Below are 23,434 nucleotides of genomic sequence, written 5' to 3'. Positions count from 1 at the left end.
CCGGTTGGGGTGAGCAAGAGGCGGCCGTCACGCGGCCAGGGCGCCGGAGGCCAGGGCCTCGCGCCGGTTGCGCCAGAAGGGGGCGTCGGGCCACCGCCGCTCCTCGCGGTAGTAGAAGTCCCGCGTCCGCAGGTGCTCCACGAAGCCCTGACGCACCCGGGCCGCATAGGCATCCAGGGCGTCCGGCACGCCCCGCAGGTGCTGCTCCAGCGCCTCGGCCGCCAGCAGGGCGGACCCGAGCGCCTTGGAGATGCCCTGCGACGACAGCGAATCAAAGGTACACGCGGCGTCCCCCACCGCCAGCCAGTGCCGCGCGTGGGGACGGTCCAGGAGCCCCACGGTGGCGGGCACCGCCCGCAGCGGTTCGCCGGTGAAGTCACACGCGTCCAGCCGCTCGCGGGTGGCGGTGGTGCGCCCAAGCAATGACAGCCAGGCTTCCGAGGCGCTCGGACGCACGCCGCGCAGGGACTCCCCATCCCCCATCAGCGCGACGACGACGCGGCCTCCGGGCAGCAGCGCGGAGTACCACCAGCCCTCCGGGCGGGCCTCCACCAGCGCCTGCGTGCTGAACGCCGCGCCCTCCCGCAGGCGGAAGTCGCCGTACAAAGCGAAGCAGCGATCCACCACCTGCCGCCGCGCCCCCTGCGACGTGGCGAAGTCCGCCTTCCAGCCGGTCGCGTCCACCACGAAGCGCGCCGACAGCGTGGAGGGGCCTTCCGCCGGATGCGACAGGTGCAGCCGGAAGCCCTCCTCGCCCAGGGCCTCGCATCCCACCAGCGTGGTGCCGACCTTCACGGTGCCGCCCCGCTCCACGACGTGGGCGCGAAGGCTCGCATCGAAGCGGGCGCGGTCCAGGTGCCAGGCCGAACCCCAGGGCGACATCAGCGTGTCGTGATAGCCCACGGTGGCGGAGCCCCACGAGGACGCCGTGCCGCGCGAGGGCAGGTGCCCATCGCGCAGGAAGCCGCCCCACACCCCCAGCTTCGCCAGGGGCAGCCGCGCGTCCGGGGGCAGCGTCTCTCCGATGCGGGACGCGGCCTGGGGGGCGCGCTCCACCAGCGTGACGGACAGCCGCGCCTGGGCCCGCAGGGCGAGCGCCACGCCCGCGCCGGCCGGCCCTCCTCCGAGGACGGCGACGTCGCAGTGGGCGTCGCTCACGGCATGTCACCGTCCGGCAGCAGGCGCTCCACCTCCAGGTAGAGGGGGGCCGGATCATCCGAAGTGGAGCTGCCCTGGTCCGCGGGCTGCGCGTCCTTCCGGGCGAGGATGAAGCCCAGGCCCTTCCACTTCGCGACCATCTCCTCGTCCTTGTCGAAGTTGATGTCGGACGGGCGCGTCCAGTAGCCCTGCTGCCATTCCCCGTCGCGGTCCAGGTAGTTCACCTCATAGGGGCGCTGCGAGGGCCACCACCACAGGGACGTGTTCTGCACGACCTGGTTGGAGCACTCGTTGAAGTCCGCCTGCCAGGGCAGGGCCATGTACTTGGTCGCGTCCCCTGGCTCCAATCCCTGTCCATCATGGGGGTTGGTGTTCCATTGCAGGCCGCTGCCGCCGGTCGCGCGGCGCTTGAAGCGGAACGGCTCCATGAAGAAATTCGGGTCGCGGGCAATCCAGGTCATCTCGATGCCCGGGCAGAACGGCCCGCCCACGCAGTTCTCCAGCACGCCCCGGTCCAGGAGCTGACCCGGGGTGGGCGTGGCCGTGCTCGGCGTGTTGTCGAAGAGGCCCTTGCTGAACTGGCTCAGGAAGAAGTACTGCGTCCGCGTGAGGGTGAGGAAGGTGCGCGGGACGTCTTGCGTGAGGGGATTGTCACCCGCCATCTGCGGCATTCGCAGCGGGTAGTCATTGAAGGACTGCGGGTCGCGCACGTACTTCATGAAGTTGTGGGTGCTGGCCTCCGGCCGGGGAAGCCCTGCGTGCGCGTCGATGCCCTGGTCGTTGATGCGCGCGACCCAGCGGTAGTCGGAGGGGCGCTGGAGGATGGGCAGGATGTCCGCCTGGAAGTTCGGCTTGTACGCGTCGTTGAACGTGCCGCCCTTGCAGACGTCGGGCTCCAGGTCGCGCTGGGTGACGAAGGTGTCCCGCAGCGTGTCGTACAGCGTGACCATGTTGAGGAGCTGGGGCGCGTAGGCCGGCGGGGCCACCATCATCCACGCCGGAAACGGCACCTCCACACGCGTGCCCCCCTGCAGGATGACCGTCGCGGTGACGGGGCCGTCCGACGTGTCGTCCCACCAGAAGTTGTTGTTGGCGTAGGTGTCCAGCCGCGGCTGCATGTAGGCCTGGGCCTGCATGTAGTCGGCGGTCTGCTGGATGTCCGGCGCGCTGTTGGACGCGTGCGTCGCCAGCTCCGCCACCATGGCGGCCCGGAGCGCGGCCTGGGTCGGGTAGCACTGGTCCGCCACCGGCCGGAGCTGATCCAGGCGCACGCGCTGCGGGGCGGTGAGCGTCGCGTCGTCCTCCAGGAGGTTGTCAATCAACCCGTTGGACAGGTTCCACACCGCCGTCGTGCCGGAGCGGCCATGGCCTCCCACCGTGTAGAGATAGCCCTGGTCATCCGCGATGACGCTGCCCAACGTGGTGATGTCATTGTTGTCAGGGAGCAGGCCCGACGCCGGGAACGTCTGGGGATAGCCCTTGCCCTGGGGGTCGTCCTGGGAGAGCTCCGCGCGCGACGGGTGCTGGTTGCTGCCCCGGCACGCCACGGTGCGAGGCCCCGGGTCGATGATGAGCGCCTTGCGCCCGGCATCGTCCTTCGTGCGGGGATTGCGCAGCGCGTGCGAGGGCGCGTACGTGCCGTCCGCGCCCTGCTGCTGCTGGAACTCGTACCAGGCCGCCTTCTTGTTCGCGACGTGGACGGTCCACTCGATGTCCAGCACCCCGTCGACCCCGGGCTGGATGCGCTTTCCCGGCGCGGTGGGATGGTCGGGGTCGAACGTGTGGATCTGGAACCGGGCCGCCTGCCGGCGGATGCCACCGTGCGGGTCGCGGAAGCGGGTCACGTCCCCACCGGTCCGCTCCTGCGGCAGGCCCTTCGCCGTCTCGGGCCCCAGGTAGTAGTCCTCGCTGTCCCCGACGCGGGCCACCCCGACCGCCGGGTGGATCTTGTAGCTCATGCCCATTGCAGCGCTCCTCCGGTATTGGCGGGGAGTTCTGCAATTGGCGGGCCTTCCGGGAGAAGACTGGGCTTGAGGAAGTGCGAGGGCTTGCGATGCGTTCCCTTTCATTCCTGACACGTCAGCGATGGGCTGACAGGTCAGGCGCCCGTCGGTGACGTGTCAGCCTTTGGGCAGCCCCTTCTCCGCGCGGCGTGCGCGTGGGATGCGACTGGAGGTGGAACCCAGGGCCGGGAAGGGAGCGACCCGTGTCAACTTTCACCCAGTGTTCCTCCCTGTCCGGCTATCCTCGGAGGATGAGTACATATCGGCCGAAAGGGAATGGCGCGGAGGCGACGGTGACGCCGGAGCAGAAGCGAGCGCGTCTGGCCGAGCTGCTGCGCAAGGCGGCCCGCACCACCGTCCAGGCCCCCGTGTCCTTCAGTCAGGAGCGGATGTGGTTCCAGGACCGACTGAGTCCGGGCAGCGCCGCCTTCAACATCCCTGTCCGCGTGCGCTTCTCCGGCGCGCTGGACGCGGCCGTCCTCCGTGCCAGCCTCCAGGAGCTGGTGCGGCGTCATGCGCCCCTGCGCACCACCTTCATCGAGCAGGACGGTCGCCCCCTCCAGCGCATCGCTCCGGACATGGACCTGGCGCTGACGGTCGTGGACCTCCAGGGGTTCCCCGCCGAGGAGCGGGAGGCCGAGGCCCTGCGCCAGCTCACGGAACAAGCGCGCCAGCCCTTCGACCTGGAGAAGGGGCCGCTGCTGCGCGCCCTCCTGTACCGGCTGGAGCCGCTCGAACACCTGCTGCTGCTCAAGCTGCACCACATCATCACGGACGGCTGGTCCATGGGGGTGCTGGTGCGCGAGCTGGGGGCGCTGTACCCGGCACTGGCCTCGGGCCAGCCCTCGCCGCTGCCTCCCCTGCCCATGCAGTACGCCGACTTCGCCGCCTGGCAGCGTGAGTCCCTTCAGGGCGAGGTGCTGGACTCCCACCTGCGCTGGTGGCGGGAGCGGTTGGATCCGGACGCCCTCCTGGAGCTGCCCACCGACCGGCCCCGCCCCGCGATCCTCTCCGGGCGCGGTGCGCGCATCAACGAGGTGCTGCCCCTCGCGCTCATCGAGGCGCTCAAGGTGCTGGCCCGCGCGGAAAACACCACCCTCTTCGGCGTGCTGCTGGCGGGCTTCCAGGTGCTGCTCTCCCGCTACACGGGACAGGAGGACGTGGTGGTGGGCACCTCCGTGGCCGGCCGTGGCCGCGCGGAGCTGGAGGGCCTCATCGGGCTCTTCACCAACTACCTCGCGCTGCGCACGGACCTGTCCGGGCAGCCCTCGTTTCGCGCGCTGCTCGGCCGGGTGCGGGAGACGACGCTGGAGGCCTACGCGCACCAGGACGTGCCCTTCGAGAAGCTGGTGGATGCGCTCAAGCCCGAGCGCCTGTTGAGCGTCAATCCCCTCTTCCAGGTGGCGCTGACGCTGCAGAACGCGCCCCTGCCGCCCTTGAGATTGCCGGGGCTCGTGCTGGACGCGCAGCCGGTGGACAACCGCACCAGCAAGACGGACCTGTCGCTGCTCGCACAAGAGCTGCCGCAGGGCCTGCGCCTCACCGCCGAATACAACACGGACCTCTTCGACTCCGGCTCCATCCAGCGACTGCTGGGGCACCTGCGCACCCTGCTGGAGGGCGCGGCCGCGGCTCCGGACCGGCGCATCTCCGAGCTGCCGCTCATGGACGCGGACGAGCGGCGACGGGTCCAGCGGGAGTGGACCGGGAGCGCCGCGCCCTTCCCCGACGCCACCTGCCTGCACGCGCTCTTCGAAGCGCAGGCGCGGCGGACGCCCGAGGCACCGGCCGTCCAGTTCCGGGGGCAATCGCTCACGTACGCGCAACTGGATGCCCGCGCCAACCAGCTCGCGCACGCGCTGCGCCGCCGGGGCGTGGGGCCCGAGGTGTGCGTGGCCCTGAGCGTGGAGCGCTCCCTGGAGGTGGCCGTGGGGCTGCTTGGCATCCTCAAGGCGGGCGGCGCCTGGGTGCCCGTGGATCCGCTGCTGCCACGTGAGCGACTGGCCTTCATGTTGGAGGACAGCGGCGCGAGCGTGCTGGTGACGCAGGCTCCGCTCCTGGAGCGCTTCGCGGAGGCGCACCGTGCGCGGGCCCTGTGCCTGGATTCGGAGCGGGATGGGCTCCTGGGTGAGAGTTCCGAGCCCCTGGACTCCGGTGTGGGTCCCCGAAACCTTGCCTACGTCCTCTACACGTCCGGCAGCACGGGCACGCCCAAGGGGACCGCCATCGAGCACCGTGGCGTCTGCAACCTCGTCACCCATGAGGCTTCGGCGTATGGCATCGGGCCTGGCAGTCGCGTCCTGCAGTTCGCCAGCCTGTCCTTCGACCTGTCCGTGGAGGAGATCTTCACCACCCTGTGCAGCGGGGCCACGCTGGTGCTGGCGCCGCTGGAGGACCTGATGCCCGGTGAGCCGCTGCGCACGCTGCTGCGTGACGAGGCGCTCACCGTCATCAGCCTCACGCCCGCGACGCTCGCGGCCACGCCGGCGGAGGGACTCCCGGCGCTGCGGACGGTGATTTCAGGAGGGGAGGCGCTGCCCTCGGAGGTGGTGTCGCGGTGGGCTCCGGGCCGGGTGTTCCTCAACACGTACGGCCCCACGGAAGCCACCGTCATGGCCACGCTGACCGGGTGCGTGGCGGACGGGCGCGTGCCTTCCATCGGCCGGCCGCTGGCCAACGTGCGCGCGTACGTGCTGGACGCGCGGGGTGAGCCCGTGCCCGTGGGCGTCAGGGGCGAGCTGCACCTGGGCGGAGTGGGCGTGGCGCGCGGCTACGCGGGGAGGCCGTCGCTGACGGCGGGGCGCTTCGTGCCGGATGCCTTCTCCGGCGAGTTGGGAGCGCGGCTGTACCGCACGGGCGACGTGGTGCGCTGGCGCGAGGACGGCACGCTGGAGTTCATCGGCCGCGCGGATGCGCAGGTGAAGGTGCGCGGCTTCCGAATCGAGTTGGGTGAGGTGGAGGCCGCGCTGGCGAAGCTGCCGTGGGTCCGGGAAGCGGTGGTGGTGGCGCGCGAGGATGGGCCCGGCGGCAAGCGGCTGGTGGGCTACGCCGTGCCTCGCGACAGCGTGGCCACCGATGGCAACGCCCTGCGCGCGGCCCTCAAGGACGTCCTGCCCGAGTACATGGTGCCCTTGGCCGTCGTGGTGCTGACCGCGCTGCCGCTCACGCCCAACGGCAAGGTGGACCGCAAGGCGCTGCCCGCACCAGACCTCGCGGGCAGTGGCACGCGGGAGTACGTCGCGCCGCGCACGCCCACCGAGCAGCGGCTGGCCGGGCTGTGGCAGGAGTTGCTTGGCGTCACACGCGTCGGAGCCCAAGACCACTTCTTCGACCTGGGAGGTCATTCGCTGCTCGCCACGCAGGCGCTCAGCCGCATCCGACAGGCCTTCGCGGTGGAGCTGCCCCTGCGGCGCCTGTTCGAGTCACCCACCCTTGAGGCCGTGGCCCGCCTCATCGATGAGGCTCTCGCGGGAAGGACTCAACCGGCACCGGCAGCGAGCAAGAAGCACGAGGCCCGCGTGAGGCCCGTGCCCACCGTTCCCCTGGAAGACGTGGCGCGCGAATTGGAGGCCCCCGCTGGTAGCGCACCACTCGGTGACGCCAGCGCGGCCTTCACATCCGAGCAGCGCCAGCGGGTGCTGGTGGAGTGGAACGCCACCGCTTCCGACTTCCCACGGGACTCCACCCTTCCGGAGATCTTCACGCGCGTGGCGGCCCGCTTCCCGGAGAAGGTCGCCGTCGAGTCCGGCGAGGCGAAGCTCACCTACCGGCAGTTGGACGCGAGCGCCAACCGACTCGCGTGGCATCTGCGCACGCTGGGCGTGGGCACCGACTCCCGCGTGGCACTCGCGCTCGAACGCTCCCTGGAGCTCATCGTCGCGTTGGTGGCCATCCTCAAGGCGGGCGGGGCCTATGTGCCTTTGGATCCGGCCTACCCGCGCGAGCGCCTGGCCGCCATGGTGGAGGATTCGAGCCCTCACGTCCTGGTGACTTCGCGCGCGTTGCTGCCGAGTCTTCCCCGCGAGGGACTGCTCCCCGTGGTGCTGGACGAGCTGGCGTTGGAGTCGTTCCCAGCGCACGCGCCCCCACCAGCGGCCCTGCCCGACAGCCTCGCCTATATCGACTTCACCTCGGGCTCCACCGGCAGGCCCAAGGGCGTCGGCACGCCTCACATCGCCGTGCTGCGCACCCTCTTCGGCGTGGACTACGCCCGCTTCGGGCCGGAGGAGACGCTGCTGCTCATGGCGCCCCTGGCCTTCGACGCCTCCACCCTGGAGGTCTGGGGCGCGCTGCTGCATGGCGCGAAGCTGGCCGTCTTCCCCGCGCACCCGCCTTCGGATCCGCACGAACTGGAGCAGGTGCTGGTGCGCCACGGCGTGACGACGCTGTGGCTCACCGCGGGGCTCTTCACCCAGGTGGTGGAGGCCCACCTGCCCGCGCTGCGCTCGCTGCGACAGGTGCTCACGGGCGGTGACGTCATCTCCGCGCCGCACGTGCGCCGGGTGCTGGAGCACCTTCGCCTTCCCGTCACCGCCGGCTATGGCCCCACGGAGACCACGGTCTTCGCCACCAGCCACCGCTTCACGGAGGCGTCACAGGTGGGAGCCTCCGTCCCCCTGGGCCGCCCGCTGGGCAACACGCAGGTGTACGTGCTGGATGCATCCGGACAGCCCGTGCCTCCAGGTGTCACTGGCGAGCTGCACGTCGGTGGCGAGGGCCTGGCGCGCGGCTACGTCGGTCAGCCCGGTCCCACCGCGGAGCGCTTCCTGCCCGACCCCTTCTCCGCCGTGCCGGGGGCCCGCCTCTACCGCACCGGCGACCTTGCCCGCTGGCGCGAGGACGGGGTGCTGGAGTTCCTCGGTCGCGCCGACGCGCAGGTGAAGGTGCGCGGCTACCGCATCGAGCTGGCCGAAGTCGAAGCCGCGCTGCGCGCCTGTCCCGACGTCCGCGACGCCGTCGTGGTGGCGCGCGAGGATGTCCCCGGAGACAAGCGACTCGTCGCCTACGTCGTGGGCCCGGAGTCGCTGGAGGCCGCAGCGGTGCGCGCGTTCCTCCAGCAACGACTGCCCGACTACATGGTGCCCTCCGCCGTGGGACGGCTGGACGCGCTGCCACTGACGCCCAACGGCAAGGTGGACCGCAAGGCGCTGCCCGCGCCTTCCACGTTCCAGGCACGCGCCCGGACGCGCACGCCGAGCACGGACACCGAGCGGCTGCTCGCCACGCTCTGGGAAGAGGTCCTCCAGACGGGCACCGTCGGCGCGGAGGACAACTTCTTCGAGCTGGGCGGCCACTCGCTGAGCGCCACGCGGATCCTCTCGCGCATCCGGCGCGCGTTCCCGTTCCAGGTGGAGCTGTCCATCGCGGACATCTTCGCGGCCCCCACGGTAGAGGCCCTCGCCCGCCGACTGGACATCCAGGCCCCGGCGCGGCCCACGCTGACGGTGCCGCCCCTCCAGCCCGCGCCGCGCGACGGGAGCCTGCCCCTGTCCTTCGCGCAGCAGCGGCTGTGGTTCTTCGCGAAGCTGGAGCCTGACAGCACCGCGTACAACCTGCCCTTCGTCATGCGCCTGGAGGGTGTGCTCGACGTGCCGGCGTTCTCAAGCGGCCTGCGCGACCTGCTCCAACGCCACGAGTCCCTGCGCACCACCTTTCGTGAGGAAGCGTCCGGTCCCGTCCAGCGAATCGCCCCCACACCTCCACTGCCCGCGGGATGGATGGACCTGGGCTCCGTGCCCGACGCCGAGCGCGAGCTTCAAACCCTCATCGATGAGGAAGCACGGCAGGTCTTCGACCTGGAGGCCGGTCCGCTCTGGCGCGTCCTCCTGGTGCGACTGGACGCGCGGCACCACGTGCTGCTGCTGACCCTGCACCATGTCATCTCCGACGCCTGGTCCATGGGGGTGTTCCTCGAGGAGCTGACCACGCTGTATGCGGCCCACACGGAAGGACGGGTCCCCCTACTGAAGCCACTGCCGGTGCAGTACGCGGACTTCTCCGTCTGGCAACGCGGCTGGCTGCGCGACGAGGCGCTGGCGCCCCAACTGGACTGGTGGCGCACGCAACTCCACGGCGCACCCAAGGCACTGGAGCTGCCCACGGATTCCCCCCGGCCTCCGGTGCGGACCTTCCGTGGCGCGGTGGTGACCTTCCAGTTCCCTCGCGACCTGTCGGACGCGATGCATGCCCTCTGCCGACGAGAGGGCGTCACTCCCTCCATGGTGGTGCTGGCCGCCTTCCAGGTGCTGCTCTCCCGCTACAGCGGCCAGGAGGACATCTCCGTCGGCGCGCCCATCGCCGGCCGCCAACACGCGGAGCTGGAGGGACTCATCGGCTTCTTCGTCAACACGCTGGTGCTGCGCACGAAGCTGGAGGGCGACCCCTGCTTTCGAGAGTTGCTCAGCCGCGTGCGCGACGTGGCCCTGGGTGCGTATGCGCATCAGGACGTGCCCTTCGAGAAGCTGGTGGAGGCGCTCCGTCCCGAGCGCGACCCGCGCCGCGCGCCGCTCTTCCAGGTGATGCTCGCGTACCAGAACGCGCCCATGCCGGAGACGATGGGCACGGGACTGCGCCTCCACCCGCTCGAACCCCGGGGCGGCACGGCGAAGTTCGACCTGACCCTCGCGCTGAATGACACGGCCGAAGGGCTGAAGGGCCTGCTGGAGTACGACTCCGACCTCTTCGACGCCGCGACCGCGCGCCGCATGGTGGGCCACCTGCGCACGCTGCTGGAGGGCGCCCTCCGTAAGCCGGAGCGCCGGCTCTCCGCGCTGCCCATGCTCACGCCCGAGGAGCGCGACCTCCTGCTCCACGCCTGGAACCCACCTGACTCCGCCACGGCGGAGGACGCCGGGCTGCACCGGCTTCTGCAAGCGCAGGCACGTCTCCATCCGGACACGGTCGCCGTGGAGCACGAGGGCCAGACCCTGACCTGGGCTGAAGCGCACCGACGGGCCCGCGAGGTGCTTCGGAGCCTGCGCGTTCGCGGAGTGGTGGCACTGCCTCCCCCGCCGCCCCTGGTGCCCATCCCGCGCACGGGTCCGTTGCCCCTCTCCTTCGCGCAGCAGCGGCTGTGGTTCATCGACCAATTGGAGCCGGGCAGCTCCGCCTACAACCTCTTCCTGCCCCTGCGCGTGCAGGGCGCACTGGACGTGGCCGCCCTGGAGAAGGGCTTCACCGCGCTCGTCGCGCGCCACGAATCACTGCGCACCGTCTTCGTCTCGCGGGACGGTGAGCCCGTGCAGGTCATCCTCCCCGCGAAGCCCTTCTCCCTGGAGCAGGTGGACCTGGGTGATTTGGCTCCGGACGTCGCCCACGGAGTCCTGGAGCAGAAGCTGCGTGAAGAAGCACAGCGTCCCTTCGACCTGGAGCGCGGGCCGCTCCTCCGCGTCTCGCTGCTGCGGCTGGGCGAGGACGCATGCGTGCTGTCGCTGAACATGCACCACATCGTCTCCGACGGGTGGTCCATGGGCGTGCTCGTGCGGGAGCTGACCGCGATGTATGGCGCCTACGCTGCGGGCCAGGAGCCCCGGCTGCCGCCCCTCTCCCTCCAGTACGCGGACTTCGCGGTCTGGCAGCGCGAGTGGTTGAAGGACGAGGTCCTGGAGCATCAGGTGTCCTGGTGGCGTCGGCAGCTCGCCGGAGCGCCGCCCCTGCTGGAGCTGCCCACTGACAAGCCTCGCCCGCGCATCCAATCCCACCGGGGAGCCCAGGTTCCCGTCCGGCTGCCGGCGGAACTCGCCAAGGCCCTCCTGGAGCTGTGTCAGCGCGAGGGCGGCACGATCTTCATGGGGCTGGTGGCTGCCTTCCAGGTGCTGCTCTCCCGCTACAGCGGCCAGGAGGACATCCCCCTCGGCTCCCCCATCGCCGGCCGCACGCATGCGGACACGGAGGGCCTCATCGGCTTCTTCGTCAACACGCTGGTGCTGCGCACGCACGTGGCTCCGACGCTCACCTTCCGCGAACTGCTGGGCCGTGTGCGCGCCACCACGCTCGCCGCCTACGAACACCAGGACGCTCCCTTCGAGAAGCTGGTGGAGGCATTGCAACCGCCGCGCAGCCAGGGCCACTCCCCCCTCTTCCAGGTTCTTCTCTCCCTACAGAACACGCCGACGGGCGCCCAGACGCTGTCCAGTGCTTCAGGCCACGCCACACCCCCGCGACTCCTGCCCCTGGAGCACGACTTCCAGACGACGAAGTTCGACCTCGACCTGTCCCTCACGCAGACGCCCCAGGGCCTGCACGGGATGCTGAGCTACCGCACGGACCTGTTCGAATCCTCCACCGTCGTCCGGATGGTGGAACACCTGCGCACGCTCCTGGAGGCCGCGGTGTCCCGCCCGGAGACGCGCGTGGGCGAACTGCCCCTGCTGACCCCGGGGGAGCGGGAACAGGTGCTGCACGGGTGGAATGACACGCACCGCGAGCAACCCTGGGACGGAGCCCTGCACGAGCGCTTTGAATCCCAGGCCGCGCGGACTCCGGACGCGCTCGCCGTCGTCGATGACGCCACGTCCCTCTCCTTCGACGTCCTCAACCGGCGGGCCAACCAGCTCGCGCACTGGCTGCGCAGACGCGGCGTGGGACCCGAAGCGCGCGTCGCCCTGTGCATGGAGCGCGGGGTGGACATGGTCGTGGCGGTGCTCGGCATCCTCAAGGCCGGAGGTGCCTACGTTCCCCTGGATCCGGCCCACCCGCGCGAACGCCTGGCCTTCATGCTCCAGGACTGCGGCGCACGCCTCGTCGTCACCCAGCGCCACCTGGTGGACACGCTCTCCGGGGCCACGGTGGAGACCGTGTGTCTGGAGGATCCGAGCATGGACGAACAGCCCGGGACCAACCCGTCCCGCGGCTCCGAGCCCGAACACCTCGCCTACGTCATCTACACGTCGGGCAGCACGGGCCGTCCGAAGGGCGTCCTGGTGCAGCACGGCTCGGTGATGAACCTGCGCGCGGCACTGGCCTCCGCTGTCTTCGCTGACACGGAAGGAGCCCTGCGCGTCAGCCTCAATGCACCCCTGTCCTTCGACGCTTCGGTGCAGCAACTCGTCCAGGTGGCGGACGGCCACACGCTCTGCGTGGTGCCCAGGGCCGCGCGCGAGGACGCGGCGTTGCTGAAGGCCTGGGTGGAGCGGCACCGCGTGGACGTGCTGGATTGCGCTCCGTCACATCTGAGATTGCTCCTGGAGGAGGGACTTGGAGACTCCCGGCCCCTGCGCGTGCTGGTGGGCGGCGAGGCGGTGGACGAAGTGCTGTGGTCGAGGCTGTCCACGCACCCCTGCATCTCCGCCTTCAACGTCTACGGCCCCACGGAGTGCACGGTGGACTCGACGGTTCGCGCGGTGCATGGGGCCGGAGGTCCGCCCACGCTGGGCGGCCCCCTGAGCAACGTCCAGGTGTACGTGCTCGACGCGCGGATGCAGCCGGTCCCCACGGGCGTCCCTGGCGAGCTGTTCATCGGAGGCAGGGGCGTGGCGCGCGGCTACCTCCAGCGACCCGAACTCACCGCCGACAAGTTCGTGCCGGATGTCTTCTCCGGAGCGTCGGGAGCGCGGCTCTACCGCACGGGCGACACGGCGCGCTGGAGGGCCCACGGTGAGCTGGAGTACCTGGGCCGCGTCGACTTCCAGGTGAAGTTGCGCGGCTTCCGCATCGAGCTGGGAGAAATCGAGTCCACGCTGGAGGCGGTGCCCGGAGTCCGCCGCGCGGTGGTGCTGGCGCGCGAGGACGTGCCCGGCGATCAGCGCCTCGTCGCCTACGTCGTGGCCCCGGAGCCCATCGGCACCGCGGACCTTCGCGCGCACCTGAGAACGAGGCTGCCGGAGTACATGGTGCCGTCCACCTTCGTGCGACTGGAGGCACTGCCCCTCACCCCTCACGGCAAGGTGGACCGCAAGGCCCTGCCCGTGCCCGGATCCGCCGCGTCGTCCGACGCCTACGTCGCCCCGAGCACGCCCCTGGAGGAGCAACTGGCGCGGTCCTTCGCCCAGGTGCTGCGCGTGCCTCGCGTCAGCATCACCGACAGCTTCTTCGACCTCGGGGGCCACTCGCTGCTGGCCCTGCGGTTGATGGCCGCCATCCGCGAGCACACCGGCCGGTCCCTTCCCGTCTCCGCCCTCTTCCAGCACTCCACCGTGGAGCACCTGGCACGACTGCTGGCGCGACAGGACGTCTCCCAGGGCACGCCCAACCTCATGCGCCTGGATGCAGGCGACGCCCACCTGCGCCCCCTCTTCCTCGTCCATGGCGGTGGCGGCGGCGTCCTGGGCTACACCGAGCTGGTCCGGCAGCTTGGAAGCCACCGGCCCGTCCACGGTCTGTATGCATCCGGCCTGGAGGGAGGAGCGCTGCCTCCGTCTTCCGTCGAGGCCCTGGCCCGCGACTACCTCGCCCAGCTTCGCACCGTGCAGCCACGGGGGCCGTACCTGCTGGGGGGCTGGTCCTTTGGAGGACTCGTGGCCCTGGAGATGGCGCGCCAGCTCCAGGCCGTGGGCGAGCCGGTGGAGATGTTGGCCCTGCTGGACTCCACGGTGCCCACGCCGAAGCCCCGGCCCGCGCCCGATACGCTCAGCCTCCTGGGCCTCTTCGCCCGGACGCTGGGCCTGCCATGGCAGGAGTTGGACCTGGACCTGGAGCGGCTGCGACGGCTGGAGGGTCGGGAGCGGCTGGCCTATGTGCTGGAGCAGGCCCGGAGCGCTCCGAGGGGTGACCTCGGACTGGACCTGGATGGAGCGGACCGACTGCTCACCCTCTACCAGCGGCTCCACGACGCCCAGCGAGCCTACGTACCGGACGGAGGCTATGCGGGGCCCACGCTACTCTTCCGGGCCGCCACTTCCGATGCGTCGGATTGGAGCGCGTGGCTCACGGGCAGGGTCACCGTGCACGAGGTGCAGGGAGACCACTACACGCTGCTGAATGCGCCCCACGTCACGACCGTGGCGGAGCGGCTCCTCCACCACCTGCGCGAGGCTTCTTGAGCAAGGAATGCGGGCCCGCCCGCATCCTCACGCATCCGCGTCGAAGTCGATTCCCAGTGCCTCGCTCGCGAAGCGAGACATGCGTTCAATCAGCTTCCGGTTGTCATTCAGGACGCTCCGGCCGGCGAGGTTCGTCATGGACTCCAGCCGTTCGGAGCAGCGCAGGTCCATGCAGAGGTTCACGCCCACCCGGCGCTTCGAATCGACATCCGTGGTGAGCAGGCCAATCTCCGCGGTGGAGGTCCGGCACCAGTCACACACCTGGGGCACCTGGGACTTGTCCCCCTGCTGGTCGCGGCGGAAGGCGATGCCGGTGGGCCGTTTGCCGCCGGGCGCGGTGAACACCAGGAAGACGCGCACCCCGTAGGGATCCACCCACGCGAAGTAGTCCCGGACGAAGAGGGGGAAGCCAGTGCCCCTGGGCGGCTCGACGTACTTGCGATCCCGTGAACGGAACGCTCGCAGAAACTCTTTCTCGGTCTCGATGCGGAACATAAAGGTCTGCCCAGACTACAGCGCCTCAAGAGCCTCTTGAAGCGCGAGAGTGCCCGGGCGGGTTCCAGGCAGCCTCCCCATCAGGTCTGTTGCCCCTGACGGTCCTTCATACCGCTGGCGGCGGTGCCATCGCGACCCATGCGAGCGCGGTGGAGGGAGCGGATAGGCTTTGCCGACAGCCCGGGAGCGACAGCCATGGTGAACCAGCAAGTCTTCATCAAGTTGCATGGAGGGTGGATCACCACTGCGTCCAAGATGCGGTGCGACGGTGGCGCCCAGAGCGTCAAGTGGAACAACACGCTTCACCACGGCGAGCAGAACGCGACGCTGCACCACATGATCCCCTGGGAGGCGCTGGGGCGGGTGCTGGCGATCGGGGTCAACAGCGTGAGCACCGGCGGTTCGGATGACGTCCTGACGGAGATCCTGAACGTCAGCCAGAAGCCGGCGCTGCGAGCCAACCTCGTGCGCCTCAAGGGGGCGCTGACGGGGCTTGCCGCCGCGCCGGCGGGCTCCGCGCCGAACAAGGCCAAGAAGATCACGGTCTCCGTGAGCGACGGGTTCGAGTCCTCGAACGACGCCATCGCCCCGGCCTCCGGCGCGGAGGACGTGGTCAACCTGGTGCACCACTGGTGCTGGATGCCGGGCAACCTGTTCACCGGCTCCTCCAACCGGGGCGACGACCCCGGCTACTGGGGCTTCGACTTCCCGCCAGCCGACGCCTATCGCATGGACCAGCGGCGGGTCGTCGGCCTGTTCGAGGGAAACGGCCTCTCGGACGCCGACGTGGTGAACAAGGCCGACTTCACCCTTCGCTATCAGGCGCTCTATGCCTTCTGGCGGCTCATCAACACCTCCACCGACGACGAGCTGAAGGGCAGCCAACGCGGCGCGCTGCTCGGCGCGTTGAGGGGGCTCGCCGCCTACGAGCTGTGGCGGCCGCTCCGGCTGATCGTGGCCAAGAGCGCGCAGTTCCAGTTCCGCAATGGGAGTCCGTTCAAGCTCAGGCCGGCCGCCATCGACGCCGACATGAAGGAGGAGCAGAAGGTCCACCGCGCCATCCAGGCGGTGAAGAACAACCACGCCCAGTGGTCGAAGACGAACCGCAACAACTCCTATGTGAAGGCCGCCACCAAGGACGTGTCCGTGGAGGAGTAGGCCCGCGGGGCCGCACGGCGTCCTCGCGCGCACCCTGCCTCGGGGCATAGGCTTTCCCCGTGGCCGCGAGTCCCCCACTGCTGGATGACATGCTCCTCTTCACGGAGGTGGTGACGACGGGCGGCATCACGTCCGCGGCGGAGCGCCTGGGCCTGCGCAAGTCGACGGTGAGCCGCCGGCTGGCCGCCATGGAGGAGCGCCTGGGCCTCCGGCTGCTCGAGCGCAACACGCGGCGGCTGCGGCTCACCGAGGCGGGCCGTGAGTACCACACGCACTGCGCGCGGCTCGTCGCCGAGGCCCGTGAGGTGAACGCCGCCCTGAGCGAGTCACGCGGCACGCCCCAGGGCACGCTGCGCATCGCGACCCTGTCCCTGCTGGGCGAGCTGCTCACGCCCGTCATCGCCGAGCTCCTCCTGCGCCAGCCCCGGCTGCGCGTGGAGGTGTCGCTGGCGCAGACGCACGTGGACCTCGTCGCGGAGGAATACGACCTGGCGCTGCGCACCGGGCCGCTCGCGGACTCCTCGTTGGTGGCACGCAAGCTGGGGCGGGTGCGCACGGGCTGCTACGCGAGCCCCGCCTATCTCAGCCGCCACGGCACGCCGCAGTCGCCCGAAGCGCTGCGCGCGCACGAATGCGTCCTCCTGGCCGAGCCCGGCACCGACGAGGTGTGGTTCTTCGGCGAGGGCCGCAGCGCACGCACGGTGCCGGTGACAGGTCGCCTGCGCGTGCCGAGCGTGCGCGCGGGCCAGGCGGCGGCGCGCGCGGGGCTGGGCGTCGTGCGACTGCCGGCCTCGCTCGTGGCGGACGACGTGCGCGCGGGGCTGCTCATCCCCGTGCTCGTGTCCGACACGCCCCCGGGCCTCCCCATCTTCGCCGTCTACCCGAGCAGCAAACAGCTTCCCTTCAAGGTGCGCGCCTTCCTGGACCTGCTGTCCGAGCGCGGCGCGGTCCTCCCGTGGGAGGAGGGCTAGAGGGCTCCTGGCGGAACAATGCGTTTCGCGCGGGCCACTCGTCCCCGAGGGTGCCCGCGATTACATCCTGCCCTGAGCCGAGGCGCGGGCCCGTGAGCGCGCCCTTCACTGGAGGATGGAACATGGCTGGGAACGTCATCGAGCTGGGAGACGCGGAGTTCAAGCGCGAGGTGCTGGAGTCGTCGGAGCCGGTGCTGGTGGACTTCACGGCCACGTGGTGCCCGCCGTGCCGCGTCATCGCGCCGGTCATCGAGTCGCTGGCGTCCGAGTACAAGGGCCGGATGAAGATGGCCAAGCTCAACGTCGATGATCACCCGGTGACGCCGGAGCAGTACGGCATCCGCGCCATGCCCACGCTGCTGTTCTTCAAGGACGGCAAGGTGGTGAAACAGATTGTCGGCGCGGTCGCGAAGGCGAAGCTCGACGAGGCCGTGCGTCAGGTCCTCTGAGGGCCCTCCTGACTCAACCCTTCTGGTTCTTGCCCGTCCGGAGGTACGGTGTCCTACTGCGCCGCGCGATAGGAGCTCGCACCATGGCGATGCTGGACGTCCATTACACCTGGATTGGCCCCCCCACCCTCGACGCCCGCGACACCGGCGGCCCCAAGGCCCTGATGCGGGCTCGCAGCGACGCCCAGGGCTCCGGCTTCGTCATCACCTTCTGGTGCCTCGATGCGCATGTGTGGACCTACCGCAACCACTTCAAGGGCTCGAACTTCCAGGTCCTCAACGGCGAGAAGCTCCGGGTGCGCGGCATCGAGACGTACCTGAGGAACAACGTCGGCGAGCATCGCGGCTCCCGGAGCGCGCCGTTGATGGCGGGCATCAACTGGGTGTGGTCCAGCTTCAGTTGGGACATCGACATGGTGGTCAAACACATCATGGAGACCTCCATCGGAGCGCGCGCGAACTCGCCCACGCGGATCCGGGAGATCGTCAATGCCAAGAATGTGTGGTCGCTGTACGTGCTGTACAAGCTGGGCGGCTACGCGATGGACACCGGCGTCGGTCCGGGCGTCGACGGCTCGGTGAGCCTGCGCTCCTACCCGACCTTCAAGGCGCCCGCGGCTGGACCGGGGCCCATCATCGATGCGGTGATGGTCGCGCACGCGAGGGCCCCTCACAAATATCTCAGCGACCGCTGCTCGACCATGACCACGGGGGTGGCGGCCCACTTCGATGTCCACCGCGATCAGGAAGCGCCCCACGTGGATGTCTGGACCCTGTACAGCCCGGAGGGAAATCCCAGGGTGAAGCGGGCGCTCGAGTGGTACAGCCGGTTCTGGTACGTCCTGGAGACGATCAGGACGACCCAGTCCGTGGACCTCTACAAGGACCGGTGTCGCTTCGGCATCATCTCCGCTGTCATGACCGGCGCCTCGCACCATGATGATGGGCGCTGCCGCGATACGGACAGGGCGTGCCTGTGGCCCGCCGCGCTCGAAGGCGTCAACGCCGGCATCCCGGAGCTGAGGCTCAAGAAGACGTATTACGGCTCGCACCGCTGATACATCGGACCGCGCGGCCGGGGGGACTTGGGCTTCCTGACGGCGGCTGCTAAAGCCTCCGGGATGGCGCCGGCCGGAGGATTCTTGCTGCCCCCCCTCGTCCACCCGCTCGTCGAGCGACGCGCGACCGAACTTCCCTCCCATGTCGCGGTGAAACATGGGGGCGAGTCCCTCACCTACGCCGCGCTCAATCAGCAGGCGAACAGACTGGCGCATGCGCTGCTCGCCAGGGGGGCCGGTCCTGACTCCGTCATCGGCATCTGCCTGCCACGAAGCGCGCGGCTCGTGGTGTCCATCCTGGCGGTGCTCAAGACGGGGGCCGCGTGGCTCCCGCTGGACCCTTCCACCCCACCCGAGCGCCTGCGCCACATGGCGGCGTCCGCCGGGGCGATGGCTGTCATTGGAGAAGGACCGGCCGTGGAGCGGCTCGCGGGGGCAGGGCTCCAGGTCCTCGCGCCCTCGGGACGCGAACTCGCGTCGTTCCCGGAGGTGAACCCTGATGCCCACGTTCTGCCGGACCACCTCGCGTATGTCATCCACACCTCGGGCTCCACCGGGCTGCCCAAGGGGGTGATGATCAGCCACCGCGCCCTGTCCGCGTTCACCGCGCAGCACCGCGACACATGCGCGTTGTCACCAGCGGATCGCGTCGGGGTGATGGCCTCGCTGGGCTTCGACGCGTTCGTCATGTCCATCCTGCCCTCGCTGGCCTCGGGCGCGCGGCTGGAGCTGCCGGAGGACGAGGACACCCGTCTGTCCCCCCGGAAGTCGCAGGAGTGGCTGCTGGACCGGGGCATCACCTGCGTCTTCCTCCCCACCCCGCTCGCCGAGCGCGTGCTCCCGCTGCCCTGGCCCCGGACGTGTGCCCTGCGCCTGCTGCTCACCGGAGGCGACCGGCTGCACCTGCGGCCCAGGCCCGGACTGCCCTTCCAGCTCGTGAACGGCTACGGCCCCGCCGAGTGCACCATCTACTGCACCTCGGACGTCGTCCCGCCCGGAGGCGAGTCGCGCGAGGAACGCCTGCCGTCCATTGGCCGTCCCATCGACGACGCGGAGCTCCACCTGCTCGACCCGGAGCTGCGGCCCGTGGACGACGGAGAGACAGGCGAACTCTTCATCGGAGGGCCGGGCCTGGCACGCGGGTACGTGGGCGCTCCGGCCTCCACCGCCGAGCGCTTCATCCCCCACCCCTTCTCTTCCACCGGTGGCGAGCGTCTGTATCGCACGGGGGACCTGGGTCGCAGGTCACCAGATGGCTCGCTGGAGTTCCTGGGCCGCATCGACTCACAGGTGAAGGTCCGAGGCATTCGTGTGGAGCCCGCGGAGATCACCGCCGCGCTCCTGACCCATCCGCACGTGGGCTCCGCGCACGTGATGGCGCGGAGCACCGGGGCGCCTGAGGGAGACGTCTCCTTCGTGGCGTGGTTCACGCCTCGCGACGCACGGGCCGTCCCCGGAACGGAGCAGCTGCGCGAACACCTCCGCGCCTGGCTTCCCGAGGCCATGATGCCCCGGACGTTCGTGGTGGTGGACGCGCTTCCGCTCGGCCCCACCGGCAAGGTGGACCTCCAGGCGCTCCCCATTCCGGCCCTCCACGCGCCCCGGAGCCGTGCGTATGTCGCGCCTCGCACGGAGCTGGAGCACGGGCTCGCGCGGGTGTGGCAGGAGGAGCTGCGGCAGGAGCAGGTCAGCATCCATGACGACTTCTTCGAGCTGGGCGGGCACTCCCTGCTCGCCACGCGGATCACCTCGCGGATGGAAGACACGCTGGGCCTCTCCGTGTCACTGACCCAGCTCTTTTCCCACCCGAGCATCGCCCTGCTCGCGGCGCTGCTGGAGTCGCGAAGGGCCGCTCCCGCGAAGGACGTGCTGCCTCCGGTCCTCCGCGCCGCCGACTCGCCGCTCGCGCCGCTCTCCGTGCAGCAGGAGCAGGTCTGGTTCCTCCAGAAGCTGTCCCCCGACAGCATCTCCTACCAGGCACAGACGACGCTCCGCGTGCTGGGCGGGTTGGACCTGGAGGTGCTCGAACGCGCCCTGACGGAGATCACCCGTCGCCACGAACTGCTGCGCACGACCTACGAGGAGGTCGATGGACGGCCGTGGCAGCGCGTCCAGCCGGTGACCCCGGTCCGTGTTCCGCTGCTGGACCTGAGCGCGCTGCCCGAGGACGCACGGGAGCTGCGGCGGGAGGAAGCCATCCGCGAGGAGCTGCGGCGGCCCATCTCCCTCTTCGCGCCGCCGCTCGTCCGCTGGAGCGCCCTCCGCCTGGCTCCGGAGGAATACGAGCTCGTCCTCGTCGAGCATCACGTCGTTCATGACGGGGTGTCCTTCTCCGTGCTGATGCGGGAGCTGGATGCGCTCTACAACGCCTACCTGCGGGGCGAAGCCTCGCCACTGCCGGAGCTGCCGGTGCAGTACCGCGACTTCGCCGTCTGGCAGCGCGCGGCGCTCGAAGCCCCGGCCATGAAGGCCCAGCTCGCCTGGTGGCGCGAGCAACTGGCCGGAGCCCCCGAGGTGTTGCCTCTGCGCACCGACCGCCCGCGACCGCGCGTGCAGGGCTTCAACGGCGACCTGCTCCGTCTGGAGCTGCCGCCGGCCCTGCCCGGCGCCCTGCGTGCCTTCTGCCAGCGAGAGGGCGTCACCCTCTTCCATGCCCTCTTCACCGCCTTCGCGACGCTGCTGCATCGCTACACCGGGGAGCGGGACCTGTGCATCGGCTCGGCGTTCGCCGCCAGGGCCGGCATCCGCAACGTCGAGAACCTCATCGGCATGTTCGTCAATGCCGTCGTCCTGCGATGTGACGTCTCCGGTGCGCTGTCATTCCGGGAGCTGGTCCGCCAGGTGAAGGACGTCACCTCCGCGGCGGCGGAACACCAGACCCATCCCTTCCTCAAGTTGATTGAAGCCCTGGGCGTGAAGCGCGACCCCAGTCGCAATCCGCTCGTCCAGGCCATGTTCAGCTTTCACGACTCGGCCGTGCCCAGTCCCAGGCTCGGCGATGCCGCCTGCACCATCTTCGAGCGAGGCAACGGCTCCTCGAAGGTGGACCTGGACGTCGTCGCCATTCCGCATGCGGGACGGCACCTGGGGGACGCCTCGCGCGGGGATGACCGCATCTCCCTCATCTGGGAATACAACCGCGACCTCTTCGACCGCTCGACGATGGAGCGGATGTCCGCCCACTTCCTGCGGCTGCTCGAGGTCGCGGTGCGAAGTCCCGACGCCCCCGTGTCGCGCCTTCCGATGCTCACGGACGCGGAACGACAAGCCCTCCTGGTGGAGCGGAACCCCTCCGGGGCGCCCACGCCCGAGCCCCCGGTGCACCTCCAGGTCCTGGAGCAGGCCCGGAGGACGCCCGGCGCGGTGGCTGTGCGCGACGAGGCTGGAACCCTCACCTACGCGGAGCTGATCCGTCGCGCGATGCTGCTGGCCGAACACCTGCGCCGGCCGGGCACGGACGCGGATCCGCTCATCGGCGTCTGCGCGCCCCGGGGCGCCGACCTGGTGACGGCCGAGCTGGGCGTGTTGCTCGCCGGCGCGGCCTTCCTGCCCCTGGATCCGGAGCACCCCGCCGAGCGGCTCGCGCTCCTCCTCGCCGATGGTGGCGTGCGACAGGTGGTGACCACCGGAGCGCTCCGCGAGCGGCTCCCCGCCACGCTGGAGCGGGTGTGCGTCGAGGACTTCCGTGCCCCTGGCACACCGCGCGGCCACCTCTCCGTCGATGCGCGGCCCGATGCGCTGGCCTACGTCATGTACACCTCCGGATCCACCGGCATGCCCAAGGGGGTGATGGTGGAGCACGGCTCGCTGTCCAACCTCGTCGGGTGGCACCGGCGCACTTTCGGCCTGGACGCGAACAGCCGCACCACGCTCCTCTACTCACCCGCCTTCGACCCCTCCGCCGCGGAGCTCTGGCCGGCGCTGACGGTCGGCGCGACGCTGCACGTCCCCGGACAGGACGTGCGCCTGTCCCCGGAGCGACTCCAGGCGTGGCTCCTGTCCGAGCACATCACCTTCACGGACCTGCCCACCGCGCTCGCCGAGCGACTGCTGGCCCTTCCCTGGCCACACGCGTGCGAGCTGCGCACGGTGCTCGCGGGCGGAGACCGGCTCCTCTCGCGCCCGGCGCTCGGGCTGCCCTGGCGACTGTTCAACCAATACGGCCCCACGGAGACGACCGTGACGGCCACCTCCGGCGAGGTTCTTCCCTCCGGCCCGGATGAGGCCCTGCCCGCCATCGGCCAGCCCATCGACGGGGCCACAGCGTATGTGTTGGATGCGGAGCTGCAACCCGTTCCCCTCGGGGCACCAGGAGCGCTGTACGTCGGCGGCGTCGGGGTGGCTCGGGGCTACCTGAACCGCCCGGACCTCACGGCCTGGAGCTTCATCCCCGACTCCTTCTCATCGCGCCCGGGTGCGCGCCTGTACCGCACGGGGGACACCGTCCGCATCCGGCCCGACGGCGCGCTCGAGTTCCTGGGCCGCATGGACGCGCAGCTCAAGCTTCGCGGTTTCCGCGTGGAACCGGCGGAGATCTCCGCGCGACTGCGCACGGGGCCTGGAATCGCCGAGGCCCACATCCGAGCCTGGAGCGCTCCGGGCGGAGAGACGCGGCTGGTCGGCTATCTCGTCCCGAAGGCAGGGCACGCCATGCCTTCCCCGGCGCGGCTGCGCGAGCACCTTGCCCGCGAGCTGCCGGCCTACATGATCCCCTCCGCCTACGTGGAGCTGGGGGCGCTGCCGCTCACCCACGGCGGCAAGGTGGATGAGCGTGCCCTGCCGCCGCCCACCGTGACGCAAGCACCCCAGGCGCCACCCGCGAACGCGCTGGAGCGCCAGCTGGCCGGGTTCTGGTGCGAGACGCTGCGCCTGGAGCGGGTGGGCGTGGAGGACAACTTCTTCGACCTGGGCGGACACTCGCTGCTGCTGGGACAGGTGCAATATCTATTGAAGAGCCGCCTGGGACACGACGTGCCCATGGTGCGGCTGTTCGAATTCCCCACCATCCGGACACTCGCTGGGCACCTCCAGGGCCAGGGGGATGGTGGAGAGGCCGCCGCCGCACAAGAGCAGCGCCAGGAACAACGCCAGAGCGGACGCGCGCGGCTGCTGGGCCGACGGGGACGGCTCGCGTCGGACAGCACGCGGGAGGACGGGGAATGA

8 protein-coding genes and 1 pseudogene are annotated in these 23,434 nt (G+C 70.4%); 6 read left to right on the top strand and 3 right to left on the bottom strand.

Annotated elements, in window-relative coordinates; all coding sequences use genetic code 11:
* Window positions 1-27: 27 nt before the first annotated feature.
* Together D7Y13_RS04350 and D7Y13_RS04345 are read right to left on the bottom strand one after the other, a co-directional pair.
* Entirely contained in the window at window positions 28-1,158 is a 1,131-nt protein-coding gene (locus D7Y13_RS04350) for a tryptophan 7-halogenase (protein ID WP_120582171.1), read from the bottom strand.
* Window positions 1,155-3,116 carry a LodA/GoxA family CTQ-dependent oxidase gene (locus tag D7Y13_RS04345; RefSeq protein ID WP_147444157.1) on the bottom strand — a complete coding sequence of 654 codons (1,962 nt, stop codon included), beginning with the start codon at window positions 3,114-3,116 and terminating at the stop codon, window positions 1,155-1,157. Before D7Y13_RS04345 ends, D7Y13_RS04350 begins: the two co-directional genes overlap by 4 nt.
* A gap of 338 nt (window positions 3,117-3,454) precedes the next feature.
* On the opposite strand from D7Y13_RS04345, the pseudogene D7Y13_RS04340 reads away from it, so the two are divergent.
* Window positions 3,455-14,140 (top strand): annotated as a pseudogene (locus D7Y13_RS04340) (amino acid adenylation domain-containing protein); the annotation flags it as partial.
* Between the two features lie 27 nt (window positions 14,141-14,167).
* Here D7Y13_RS04340 and D7Y13_RS04335 read toward each other — a convergent pair.
* Entirely contained in the window at window positions 14,168-14,635 is a 468-nt protein-coding gene (locus tag D7Y13_RS04335) for an FBP domain-containing protein (RefSeq protein WP_120582169.1), read from the bottom strand.
* Between the two features lie 195 nt (window positions 14,636-14,830).
* Between D7Y13_RS04335 and D7Y13_RS04330 the strand changes: the two genes are divergently transcribed.
* The 5 genes from D7Y13_RS04330 to D7Y13_RS04310 all read left to right on the top strand — a co-directional run bounded on the left by D7Y13_RS04330 (window position 14,831) and on the right by D7Y13_RS04310 (window position 23,434).
* Window positions 14,831-15,793 carry a hypothetical protein gene (locus tag D7Y13_RS04330; RefSeq protein ID WP_120582168.1) on the top strand — a complete coding sequence of 321 codons (963 nt, stop codon included), beginning with the start codon at window positions 14,831-14,833 and terminating at the stop codon, window positions 15,791-15,793.
* A gap of 59 nt (window positions 15,794-15,852) precedes the next feature.
* The gene (locus tag D7Y13_RS04325) at window positions 15,853-16,764 is read left to right on the top strand and encodes a LysR family transcriptional regulator (RefSeq protein WP_120582167.1); all 912 of its coding nucleotides are present in this window, start codon (window positions 15,853-15,855) and stop codon (window positions 16,762-16,764) included.
* A 122-nt stretch (window positions 16,765-16,886) separates the two neighbouring features.
* Window positions 16,887-17,213: a thioredoxin gene (trxA, locus tag D7Y13_RS04320; RefSeq protein WP_120531025.1), complete on the top strand. Its 327-nt coding sequence runs from the start codon at window positions 16,887-16,889 to the stop codon at window positions 17,211-17,213.
* A gap of 83 nt (window positions 17,214-17,296) precedes the next feature.
* Window positions 17,297-18,271, top strand: coding sequence for a hypothetical protein (locus D7Y13_RS04315; protein WP_120582166.1), 975 nt, complete (start codon window positions 17,297-17,299; stop codon window positions 18,269-18,271).
* A gap of 84 nt (window positions 18,272-18,355) precedes the next feature.
* Window positions 18,356-23,434 carry a non-ribosomal peptide synthetase gene (locus tag D7Y13_RS04310; RefSeq protein ID WP_158620261.1) on the top strand — a complete coding sequence of 1,693 codons (5,079 nt, stop codon included), beginning with the start codon at window positions 18,356-18,358 and terminating at the stop codon, window positions 23,432-23,434.

The organism is Corallococcus praedator (genome assembly GCF_003612125.1).
GTDB lineage: Bacteria > Myxococcota > Myxococcia > Myxococcales > Myxococcaceae > Corallococcus > Corallococcus praedator.
The sequence above is the reverse complement of the archived record's forward strand: the minus strand, read 5'-3'. Positions and strand labels throughout refer to the sequence as shown.